Below are 10542 nucleotides of genomic sequence, written 5' to 3'. Positions count from 1 at the left end.
CGACGGCGCCAGCCGCATCGGTGATGCCGACGCCCTGGGGAAGGAAGAGGTCAACAATGGGGGTGATGTTTTCGTCCCCGAATGGTGTGAGGATGTAATCTCCGACGGTGGCAGAAGTCCCTGCGCTGTTCATGGACTCCTCGAACACGTTGCCGTACCCCAACCCGAACTCCGAGATCAGGAAACTGGTCGGCTCGTCGGGCAGCACGGTCCCGGTGCCGCCGAGCGTGGTGATCTCCTCGCTGTAACCGCCGGGCAGCCCGAACTCCTGGCTGAGCTGACTCAGAATTCCGGATAAGCCGGTTGCCTCGTCAAAAGGCGTTGGCGTGTATTCGACATTGCCGGTGAACGTGTCCACCGGAAACCCAAGCTCGGAAATCGTGAAGTCCTGGGTTCCAAAAACATCGCCGGCCCCGTCGGTCACGCTCACATCCTCGGCACCGGTCGGGGTGATCGTGTAGACCGGCGAGAACACGTTCGACGGGTCCGGGCTGTAGGGGACCACGGCGGGGTCGTCGGTGTCGGCGTGGGCAGTCGCCATCCCGATCATTGCGGCGGCGGCGAGTAACCCCGCGCCGGTGCTCCACTGTTGGACACGACACCTGGTGCGGCGATTGCTGGTCATCAGTCCCCCGGTTTCAGCCGTGCTCATGCTTATGAACACCTAAAGAGAAGCTAAGAATACCTAAGTTTGAAGGGCGACCTCGGTCGTCCCAGCGAGTTCCCAGCTAGACGGCACGACATTCCCAGCCAGCAGTAACGGACGCGCACCTCGTGGTCGATAGGTTCAACGACATTCCCGCTGGTCTGGAAGGGAGGAAGTACCGATGTTCGGGACCAAGTTCTCCGCTATCGCGATGGCGGCGGTCCGGATCGCCGCTGCTGGTGCGGTCGGCATGGCCGTGCTGGCCGGCGCACTACTGATCGTCGGTCCCGCGCTCCCGGGCCATGGTGTCGGCCCCTGGTTGATCTCAGCACATCCCCGTGTCCAGACGGCCCCCAACGTGTGCGCGATAGCCGCCCGACGGTACCGCGACGATTTGAACTACGAGCCCCCACCGGGATGCCTTCACACATCGTGGTTCCAGGGCAGCGACGGACACTGGGACCGACCGCTGCCTGGTGACTGGCACAGCCAACGTCAACCACCGGGTGCGCCGGACGCGCCGCAACCGCCTGGTGACACTCCGCCGTCGGCCGATCTTCCATCACCAAATGATCCCTGAGCTGAGGGTCCTGGCAGAGAGATACAGGTAGACAAGATGACACTCAGACAACACAGTCTCGCCGTCGCCTCGGCCGTGGTTGCAGCCGTCTCGATCGCTTTGGCCGCAAGCCCCGCCGCGGCCGCAGACCCCCCGGGTTGTGTGCCCCTGAACGGAGCTCAACTCGACGCCCATGCCAGCGAGACCAACAGCCTCGGTATCTTCTACGACCTCGACGTGACTTACTGGTATCAGGACGGTGCGGTCAACTACCAAAAGAACGTTAACGGCCCATTTGGCACCCACTCCAGCGGAGCCGTGCCCGCCGCACCGGGAAACACCGCGACCATCCCCGGCAACTTAGGGACCCCCCTCCTCGTGACCGTCTGCAGCAAATGACCCGAGAACGCGCGACGAGTGCGTATCTCGCAACCAAGGACGAACACGTTCCCGCACCGATTGTCCTTGTCGAGCAGGACGGGCACTGGACGATCACCCGCGACACCGCCATGCCCGAATTGCACGAGTTCTGGCTCAACGGCAGCCGACCCCCGCGGGTATGTAGGCGGTATTTGACATGAACGGGATCAAGCTCCCCGGTGTCGTGACGGCAATGGCTGCGGCGCTGATCGCCTCGCCTGCAACGGCTTTCGCGGACTGTGGCGATCGTGACCAACCCCCATGCACCGGACCAGTTCCGACCGTGGATCAGGTTGTCGCGATCATGGCCGAGCTGACCGACCCAGATAAGCCCGCCGCGAACAAGACCGACATTGTTACCCCTGGATTCGCACCCGAGGAAGCCGGGACAATCGACGATCATCTGAACCGGATGAACGCGTTCGGGGTGCTGCCCCTTCCCTTCGTCGTGACTGACATCCAATCCGCACCCAACAACTTCGCCGGAGCCACCCTGGAAACCAATGGGGGGTTTCACCAAGGCACACACGCCAGGCCGATCGTGCTGGTCGATCAGGGCGGGCACTGGTTGATCACTCACGACACCGCCATGACCGAGCTGGACGTGTTCTGGCGCGTTGCGAATCGCTCATTGGGGTATGTCAAGTGAGTAACCACGGATGAATTGCACCAAGCTCTCCGTCGCGCCGACGCTAGCGGCGACGCTAATCGCTTCGCCCGCAACGGCTTACGCGGACCCCGTCCCCACCACCGATGAGGTGGTGGGGATCATGGCCGAGCTAACCGACCCGAACATCCCCGCCGCGAGCAAAAGCAACGTCGTCACCCCCGGATTCAGCCCCGAGGAAGCCGGCACAATCGATGACCATCTGAACCGGATGCGGCACCGCTCGTTGCCTCTTAACTTCGTCGTGACCGACATCCAACCCACAGCTGCTGACCTTGCCCGAGCTTCCGTGGCCACCGTGGGAAATGCTTACCAACGCTGCTTGAACGCTCAGGTTCTGGCGATTCACCGTGTGGGCGCGGCGGGGCGAGTCGCGCGGCTTGTTCGCGAAGTCTTGCCTGGCGGGCATCCTCGTCGGCTTTTTCTCCGCTGGCCTGGTTGAACGGCCACACGTCGGATGACACCGCACGTGCCGCCGTCACTGGACTAGCCGCTCAGCTGGGCCTCTGAGAATCAACTGTCGTAACGCGGCGGAACTCCGGTCAGGGAATTACGGAAACCGCTGGTCAAAATGTCGGGCTGACAGGATTTGAACCTGCGACCACTTGACCCCCAGTCAAGTGCGCTACCAAACTGCGCCACAGCCCGAAGCCGCCGCTGGATCACCGGCAGCAGGTGGAAAGCCTACAACAGACCGCGGACTCCAACCCAAACGCGACGTGGCACGATCGCTCGGGTGGCCAGCAGACCCACCGACGACCAACACCTGCGCGACCTCGCGAGGCTGCGCCGTGTTCGGGACCGCATTGACCGCGACTACGCGCAGCCGCTGAACGTCGAGGCGCTTGCCCGAGGCGCGAACATGTCAGCCGGCCACCTCAGTCGCCAATTCAAAATCGCCTACGGTGAATCGCCGTACTCCTACCTGATGACTCGTCGAGTCGAGCGCGCGATGGCGCTGCTGCGTCGCGGCGACCTCGGCGTCACCGAGGTCTGCTTCGCGGTCGGCTGCTCATCGCTGGGCACCTTCAGCACGCGCTTCACCGAGTTGGTCGGTGTCTCCCCCAGCACCTATCGGGACCAGACAGCTCACCTGGAGGCGGGCCTGCCGTCGTGCGTGGAAAAGCAGGTGACCCGACCGGTCAGGAATCGAGAAGCTCCCGCCGCCGCTCTGCACCTAACGTGACTGTCATGGACATCACCATTCACTCGAGCATGCTGCCGCACGACGATCCGGAAGAGTCGCTGGCGTTCTACCGCGATACCCTCGGCTTCGAGGTCCGCCTCGATGTCGGCAAGGGCACGATGCGGTGGATCACGGTCGGCCCGCCGAATCAGCCTGGCACGTCTATTGTTTTGAATCCGCCGGCCGTGAACCCGGGTATCACCGAGGACGAACGACGCACCATCGCCGAGATGATGGCCAAGGGCACCTACGCGATGATCGTCCTGGCCACCAAGGACCTCGACGGAGTGTTCGATCGGCTACAGGCTACCAATGCCGACATTGTTCAAGAGCCCACCGAACAGCCGTACGGAATTCGCGACTGTGCCGTGCGCGATCCCGCGGGCACCATGATCCGCATCCAGGAGTTGAGCTAGATCGTTGTTGGCTCGCTCAACTTGACCAGCATCTTGCCGATGTTGGCCCCGGTGAACAGCCCGTTGAGGGCGTCAACGCAGGAGTCGACGCCCTCAAAGACGGTCTGGCGGGCCTTGATTCGGCCCTCGTGACCCCACTTGCGAAGCGAGGCGAACGCTTCGTCGAAGCGCCCCCACTGATCGAGCGCGTTGAATCCCTGCATGGTCGCGGTCTTCGACAACAGGTTCACGTAGTTCGCCGGCCCGGGGTGGTCGCCAGTCAGGTAGCTGGAGATGATGCCGCACAACACGACCCGCGCATTCATGGCCAACCGGCCCAACACGGCGTCGAGAATGGGCCCACCGACGTTGTCGAAGTAGACATTGACCCGCTTGGGGCAGTGCTCTTTCAACGCGGCGCCGAGGTCGTCGTTCTTGTAGTCGATGCAAGCGTCGAAACCGAAGTCCTCGACCACAGCCCGACATTTCTCCGGCCCACCCGCGATGCCCACCACCCGGGCGCCGGCGATCTTGGCGATCTGCCCCGCCACCGATCCGGTAGCGCCGGCCGCGGCCGAGACCACCACGGTGTCTCCGGCCTGCGGCCGACCGACGTCGGTCATCCCGATGTACGCCGTGGCCCCGGTCGGACCGTAGACCGACATGATCGCCAGTTGATCGCTTTCGTCGGGGATCGGCGTGCTGAACACGTCGTCGCGGACGATCACATATTCCTGGAAGCCGGTCAGCGTGGTGATCACGTCGCCGACCGCGAAGGCATCACAGCGCGATGACACGACCTCCCCGATCCCGGCCGCGCGGATGACTTCGCCCAACTGCACAGGCGGCAGGTAGCCCGGCTGATCGTTGAGCCAGGTGCGGACCGCGGCGTCGAGACCCACATAGGTGGTGCGGACCAGCGCCTCGCCCTCGGCGGGCTCGGGCGCCGGCGTGGTGACCAGTTCGGTGTCTCCGGGCTGGACGAGCCCGCTCGGACGGCGACGCAGCAGGATCTGACGGTTCGCTAAATCGGCCACGATGCAGAAACTACCGAATGCGAATGACCTATTCGGCGCGATCTTGGTATGCGAGCATCGGTGAATGAAATCCGAGGACGACCCCGAAGCCCGAATTCGGGAGCTGGAGCAGCCGCTGGCTGAGGCGGCACGAGCTTCCGAGGCCGGCGCGAATCCGCCGCCAAGTAAGTGGGCACCACCGCCCGCCTCCTCGATGCCGCCACCGCCCGGTGCCGCGTTCCCGCCGGGTCCCCCGATGCCGACACCGCCATCGCTCCCCTACAGTGGCGGCTTGTTCCCGAGCCCATCGGCCCAATACTCACGTAGCAACCGGACGTTGTGGATCATCCTCGGAGTCTTCGTCATTGGCATGATCGCGCTGCCGGCCGCGATATTCCTCTTTACCGCACACCAGGTTTCACGTAGCGGCATCACCACCTTCTCGCCCATTCCGAGCATCCCCACGGTAGGCCCCACCCCTTCGGCGGCCACGACTGCGAGCCTGGCGCCGACCCCACAGACATCGGTGTCGACCGCGCCGGCAGGCCAAAACATCACCGTCTCCGGCATCAACGAAGCCCGGACCATTGCCTGCAATGGGGGCAGCGTCAGCGTCAGCGGAATCACCAACAATGTCGTGATCACCGGCCACTGCGCGAGCGTGACGGTGTCCGGTATCCAAAACCAGATCACCGTCGACGCAGCCGACATGATCCAAGCCTCAGGCTCCGGCAATCAGGTCACGTATCACAGCGGATCTCCGAAAATCGACAATTCTGGCTTCGGTAACAACGTTCAACGGCGCTGACCCGTCAGACGGTGAGCAGCCGGTAGAGCCCGATGAGGCCGACGATGACGATCGTGGTGCGCAGCGCATTCGGGGAAAGCCGACGGCCATAGCGTGCACCCAACCAGCCGCCGAGCAGTGACCCGATCGCGATGAGTCCGGCGACCGCCCAGTTGATTCGATGGAAAGCCACCATCGTATAAGCCAGCGCCGCAACAAGATTCACGATCAATGTTAGCAGGTTCTTCGCGGCGTTCATCCGCTGCACCGATTCCGGCAGCAGTGCACCCATCGCGCCAACCAGCAGAATCCCCTGCGCGGCAGTGAAATAGCCGCCATAGACGGCGACCGCAAAGGTGCTCGACACCACCGCGGCCATCCGGCCGGGCGAAATGTCTTCGGCGGACTGACCTGCCTTCTTCGCCCGTTCCTGCGCCCACGCTTGGATACGCGGACCAACGACCACCAGGACCAGCGCGATGATCAGCAGCACCGGCACCACCGCGGTGAACAGTTTCTCCGGAAGGTGCAAGAGCAGCCAAGCACCCAGCATCGCGCCGAGAACCGAAGCGGGAATCTGCCACACCAGCCGGCCGCCCTGACCGCGCAGCTCACGCCGGTAGCCCCAGGTGCTTGAGGCATTGCCCGCAACCAGGCCCACCGCGTTGGACATCGTCGACGTCACCGGCGGATATCCCATCGCGACAAGCGTCGGAAACGTGATCAACGTCCCCGAACCGACAACGGCATTGATCGCGCCGGCCCCCACGGCGGCGAGGACGATCAAGATCCCTTGCGACAACGACACTGACAAAACCCTATCCGGCTCAACTCATGGGTAAATATGAGTTACAGCACTGCTCGTTCCGCCCTCAGCGCGACTTGGGCTTGCGCTTCTCGCGGACCCGGACGTTGATGCGAATCGGGCTGCCTTCGAAGCCGAAAGTTTCGCGCAGCCGTCGCTCCAAAAATCGGCGGTAGCCCGCTTCCAAGAAGCCGGAGGTGAACAGCACGAACGTTGGCGGCCGAGCAGCGGCCTGGGTGGCGAACAGAATCCGCGGCTGTTTACCGCCGCGCACCGGCGGCGGTGTCGCCGCCACCACTTCCTTGATCCAGGTGTTCAACCGGCCGGTACCGATCCGGGCGTCCCACGACGCCAGCGCACTCTCCAACGCCGGCACCAACTTCTGCACCGCGCGGCCGGTTTTCGCCGAGATGTTGACTCGCTGCGCCCACCGCACCTGCACCAGTTCGCGGTCGATCTCGTTGTCCAGCACGTAGCGGCGATCCTCGTCGACCAGGTCCCATTTGTTGAACGCCAACACCAGCGCCCGCCCGGCCTCGATGACCATCGACAGCACCCGCAGATCCTGCTCGGTCAACGGCACCGATCCGTCGATCAGCACGATCACCACCTCGGCGGCGTCAATCGCTCCGTGGGTGCGCACCGAGGCGTAGAACTCGTGGCCGCTGGCCTGACCCACCTTGCGGCGCAAGCCGGCGGTGTCGACGAAACGCCAGACCTTGCCGTCCAATTCGATCAACGAGTCCACTGGATCGACCGTGGTGCCGGCGACATCGTGCACCACCGATCGCTCATCGCCCGCCAACCGGTTCAGCAGCGAGCTCTTGCCGACGTTGGGCTTGCCCACCAATGCCACCCGCCGCGGACCGGTCTGCGTGGAGGTCAGTTCGGCGACCTCCGGCAGCGCACCGACGACGGCATCAAGCAGATCGGCTACGCCGCGACCGTGTATCGCGCTGATCGCGTGCGGCTCACCGACGCCCAACGACCACAACGCGGCGGCATCGGCTTCGCCCTTCTCACTGTCAACTTTGTTGGCGGCCAGGAAGACCGGCTTGCCGGAGCGGCGCAGGATACGAGCCGCAGCTTCGTCACCGGCGGTCGCACCGACGACTGCGTCCACCACCAGGATCACCGCGTCGGCGGTACGCATGGCCACCGATGCCTGCTCGGCTACCAGCATCTGCAGGCCTTCGGCGTCGGGCTCCCATCCCCCGGTGTCCTGCACGACGAACCGGCGTCCGGTCCACAAGGCGTCGTAGGACACCCGGTCACGGGTCACCCCGGGCACGTCCTGAACCACCGCTTCCCGTCGGCCCAGGATTCGGTTGACCAGCGACGACTTGCCGACGTTGGGCCGGCCCACCACGGCCACCACTGGTGGCGGACCACCGGCCACATCTTCGATGGAATCAACGAATCCCGTTGATTCCCACTCGCTTTCGTCAACCCACGTGCCGTCTTCGCTCACCGAACCGCCTCGCTTCGCTGCTTGACCAACTGCAGGAGGTGAGCGATCACTTCGGATTCGGTCATCTCGCTGGTATCGACGACCACAGCATCCGACGCGGCCCGCAACGGCGACACCGCGCGCGTCGAGTCCAGGTGATCGCGGCGGCGAACGTCGGCAAGCACTGAGTCATAGTCGTCGATCAAACCGGCGGCGACATTTTGATCATTACGGCGCCGTGCCCGCGTCTCGGCCGACGCGGTCAGGTAGATCTTGACGTCGGCGTCGGGCAACACCACGGTCCCAATGTCGCGTCCCTCGACCACGACGCTGCCGGGTCCACTGGCCAGGGTGCGCTGCAAGCCGACAAGTCGGGCGCGGACGGCGGGAACAGACGACACCGCTGACACCGCCTTGGTGACCTGCTCGCCACGGATTTCCGACGAAACATCTTCGCCGTCAAGGTAACTACGATCCTCACCGGGGTCGAAACCCACCGACAGCTTGGTGCTGGACGCGACTGCTGCTACGCCGTCCTGGTCGGTGAGGTCGATTCCGGCGCGCAGTACAGCCAGCGTCACGATGCGATACATCGCACCGGTATCCAGGTACCGGGCCTGCAATGCATGCGCCAATCCCCTTGATACCGACGACTTTCCGGTGCCCGCCGGGCCGTCTACCGCGACAACGACTGGGGTCACAGCCCTACCGCTTTGTAGAGCTCCCCGATCTCGTTGCGGCGCAGAGCCCGAATGCTGCCCGGCCGCTGCTCTCCCAGTGCCACTGCGCCGATATCGGTGCGGACCAGCGTCTGCACTGGAAATCCCACCTCGGCCAGCATCCGGCGCACAATGCGTTTACGTCCCTCGTGCAGCGTGACTCGAAGCAGCGTTTTACCGGGAATGGCGTCGACCACTGCGAAATCGTCGACCGCCACCGGCCCGTCGTCCAACTCGATTCCGGCCCGGAGTTTCTTGCCGAGACCACGCGGAACCGATCCGTTGACCGTCGCCAGGTAGGTCTTGGGTACTTCAAACGAGGGATGCATCAGCCGATGAGCAAGCTCGCCATCGTTGGTCAGCAAGATCAGGCCCTCGGTGTCGGCGTCGAGCCGTCCCACATGAAAAAGCTTCTTGTTGCCCCGAACTCGGTGTTCGACCAGATCGCCGATGCAGGGCCGGCCACGATCGTCAGACATCGTCGATTGCATGCCGCGCGGCTTGTTCAGCGCCAGATACACCAGCGAGTCATCCAGAACCACCCGGGCCCCGTCGACTCGGATCACCGAGGCATCCGGGTCGACCCTGGTGCCGAGCTCGGTGACCAACTGTCCGTCGACCTCGACGCGGCCGTCGATGATCATTCTCTCGGCAACCCGCCGCGAGGCAATCCCGGCCTGCGACAGCACTTTCTGCAGGCGAACCCCGCTGGGTTCGCTGTCGGTGACCATCACTCGTGATCCACATCGAATGACAACGGCGGATCGTCGGAGACCGGACCGCCGCCGAGCTTGACGAAACGTGGTTCAGCGTCCAGGGATTCGCTCAGGTCGTCGATCATGTCGACGTCGGGAAGCAGTGGTGCGATATCGGGCAGATCGGTCAGCGACGACAGTCCGAGGCGTTCCAAGAACAGCTCGGTGGTCGCGAAGGTCACCGCCCCGGTGTCGGCGTCGGTGCCCGCTTCGGTGATCAACCCGCGCGCCAGCAGCGTGCGCATGACCGCGTCGACGTTGACCCCGCGCACCGCGCTCACCCGTGCGCGTGTCACGGGTTGGCGGTAGGCCACCACCGCGAGTGTCTCCAGCGCCGCCCGGGTGAGCTTCGAGCGAGATCCGTCCAGCAGCAAGCGCTCAACGTAGGGCGCGAACCGGGCCCGGGTGTACAACCGCCATCCCCCGCCGGCCTCGCGCAGGTCGATGCCGCTGTCGCGTTCGGTGAATGCATCCGCCATTACTCGCAGCTTGGCGGCGACGCGATAGGCCGGTTGCTCGGTGGCTGCGGCCAGCGCCTCAACCGTCACCGGGGTGTCGACGACCAGCAGCAGGGCCTCGAGCACCGCGCCCAGTTCATCGTCGTCGAGTTCGGGCGCTGTCGCGACTTCGAATATGCGCCGCTCCTCATCGCTCCGCTCTGCATCGTCGACGGCGCGGATGCCGAGGTTCGGATCGGGGCCGTCGACCGCAAAGTCCGGTTCGGGCGCTTCGTCGTCGGCGCTGATCATGCGCCGCTCCTCATCGCTCCGCTCTGCATCGTCGCCGGCGCCGTCAATCATGAGTATTGGTCTCGCAATTCTTGAGCTTCGAGCGCCTCTGCCCGCAGCAACGCATCGTTGGTCGGCTGTTCTCCGGTCCACGAAACCTGGAGCACACCAAGCGGTTCTGACTGATCGAATGCTACCGCCCGGGACCGATACAGCTCGAGGAGAGCCAGGAAGCGGCCGACGATCTCGATGGACGCGCGGCAGTCGGCAATCAGGTCAGAGAACGATGCCCATTGCCCGATCCCACGCTCTTCCAGCAGCGACAGCAGCTGCCTGGCCTGTTCGGGCACCGACACCATCAGCTCGTGCAGATGTTCGGTGGCCACTATCGGCACCGGCCGGGGCGTGA

15 protein-coding genes and 1 tRNA gene are annotated in these 10542 nt (G+C 64.3%); 7 read left to right on the top strand and 9 right to left on the bottom strand.

The annotated features are described in order from the left end of the window. Nucleotides 1-652: hypothetical protein (locus VN856_RS17310; protein ID WP_325691163.1), on the bottom strand; the 652-nt coding region annotated here is incomplete at its 3' end. 175 nt (nt 653-827) lie between these two features. Between VN856_RS17310 and VN856_RS17305 the strand changes: the two genes are divergently transcribed. The 4 genes from VN856_RS17305 to VN856_RS17290 are packed head-to-tail and all read left to right on the top strand — an operon-like array spanning nt 828 to nt 2274. After that, complete coding sequence (locus tag VN856_RS17305; RefSeq protein WP_325691161.1) at nt 828-1226, top strand: hypothetical protein; 399 nt, start codon at nt 828-830, stop codon at nt 1224-1226. A 36-nt stretch (nt 1227-1262) separates the two neighbouring features. Next, a complete protein-coding gene (locus tag VN856_RS17300) occupies nt 1263-1604 on the top strand; it encodes a hypothetical protein (RefSeq protein ID WP_325691159.1) in 342 nt (113 codons plus the stop codon). After that, the gene (locus tag VN856_RS17295; protein WP_325691157.1) at nt 1601-1786 is read left to right on the top strand and encodes a hypothetical protein; all 186 of its coding nucleotides are present in this window, start codon (nt 1601-1603) and stop codon (nt 1784-1786) included. The genes VN856_RS17300 and VN856_RS17295 overlap by 4 nt, the downstream gene beginning before the upstream one ends. Continuing rightward, the gene (locus VN856_RS17290) at nt 1783-2274 is read left to right on the top strand and encodes a hypothetical protein (RefSeq protein ID WP_325691155.1); all 492 of its coding nucleotides are present in this window, start codon (nt 1783-1785) and stop codon (nt 2272-2274) included. The genes VN856_RS17295 and VN856_RS17290 overlap by 4 nt, the downstream gene beginning before the upstream one ends. 592 nt (nt 2275-2866) lie before the next feature. On the opposite strand, the gene VN856_RS17285 is transcribed toward VN856_RS17290, so the two are convergent. Next, nucleotides 2867-2940 (bottom strand) — tRNA-Pro (locus tag VN856_RS17285). Between the two features lie 88 nt (nt 2941-3028). Here VN856_RS17285 and VN856_RS17280 point away from each other — a divergent pair. Together VN856_RS17280 and VN856_RS17275 are read left to right on the top strand one after the other, a co-directional pair. Beyond that, nucleotides 3029-3478 carry a helix-turn-helix transcriptional regulator gene (locus VN856_RS17280; protein ID WP_325691153.1) on the top strand — a complete coding sequence of 150 codons (450 nt, stop codon included), beginning with the start codon at nt 3029-3031 and terminating at the stop codon, nt 3476-3478. Between the two features lie 5 nt (nt 3479-3483). Then, on the top strand, nt 3484-3894 hold the full coding sequence (locus VN856_RS17275) for a VOC family protein (protein ID WP_325691151.1): 411 nt from the start codon (nt 3484-3486) through the stop codon (nt 3892-3894). Here the strand turns inward: VN856_RS17275 and VN856_RS17270 are convergent. After that, nucleotides 3891-4910 (bottom strand): NADP-dependent oxidoreductase, encoded by a 1020-nt coding sequence (locus VN856_RS17270; protein WP_325691149.1) that lies wholly within the window; start codon nt 4908-4910, stop codon nt 3891-3893. The two genes, VN856_RS17275 and VN856_RS17270, sit on opposite strands and share 4 nt — an antisense overlap. A 64-nt stretch (nt 4911-4974) precedes the next feature. Between VN856_RS17270 and VN856_RS17265 the strand changes: the two genes are divergently transcribed. Continuing rightward, a complete protein-coding gene (locus tag VN856_RS17265) occupies nt 4975-5697 on the top strand; it encodes a DUF3060 domain-containing protein (RefSeq protein ID WP_325691147.1) in 723 nt (240 codons plus the stop codon). Nucleotides 5698-5701: 4 nt separating this feature from the next. On the opposite strand, the gene VN856_RS17260 is transcribed toward VN856_RS17265, so the two are convergent. The 6 genes from VN856_RS17260 to VN856_RS17235 form a co-directional block, all read right to left on the bottom strand. After that, nucleotides 5702-6484, bottom strand: a complete 783-nt coding sequence (locus VN856_RS17260; RefSeq protein WP_325691145.1) for a sulfite exporter TauE/SafE family protein — start codon at nt 6482-6484, stop codon at nt 5702-5704. Between the two features lie 64 nt (nt 6485-6548). Then, a complete protein-coding gene (gene der / locus VN856_RS17255) occupies nt 6549-7952 on the bottom strand; it encodes a ribosome biogenesis GTPase Der (protein ID WP_325691143.1) in 1404 nt (467 codons plus the stop codon). Then, on the bottom strand, nt 7949-8632 hold the full coding sequence (gene cmk, locus VN856_RS17250; protein WP_325691141.1) for a (d)CMP kinase: 684 nt from the start codon (nt 8630-8632) through the stop codon (nt 7949-7951). The genes der and cmk overlap by 4 nt, the downstream gene beginning before the upstream one ends. Further along, the gene (locus VN856_RS17245) at nt 8629-9381 is read right to left on the bottom strand and encodes a pseudouridine synthase (protein ID WP_325691140.1); all 753 of its coding nucleotides are present in this window, start codon (nt 9379-9381) and stop codon (nt 8629-8631) included. Before VN856_RS17245 ends, cmk begins: the two co-directional genes overlap by 4 nt. Beyond that, complete coding sequence (gene scpB, locus VN856_RS17240; protein WP_325691138.1) at nt 9381-10154, bottom strand: SMC-Scp complex subunit ScpB; 774 nt, start codon at nt 10152-10154, stop codon at nt 9381-9383. The genes VN856_RS17245 and scpB overlap by 1 nt, the downstream gene beginning before the upstream one ends. Before the next feature lie 47 nt (nt 10155-10201). Continuing rightward, nucleotides 10202-10542: segregation/condensation protein A (locus VN856_RS17235; RefSeq protein WP_325691136.1), on the bottom strand; the 341-nt coding region annotated here is incomplete at its 5' end.

The sequence above is a fragment of the Mycobacterium sp. genome (assembly GCF_035603715.1).
GTDB lineage: Bacteria > Actinomycetota > Actinomycetes > Mycobacteriales > Mycobacteriaceae > Mycobacterium.
Note: the sequence above shows the minus strand (reverse complement) of the source record. Positions and strands in the feature narration are given on the sequence as shown.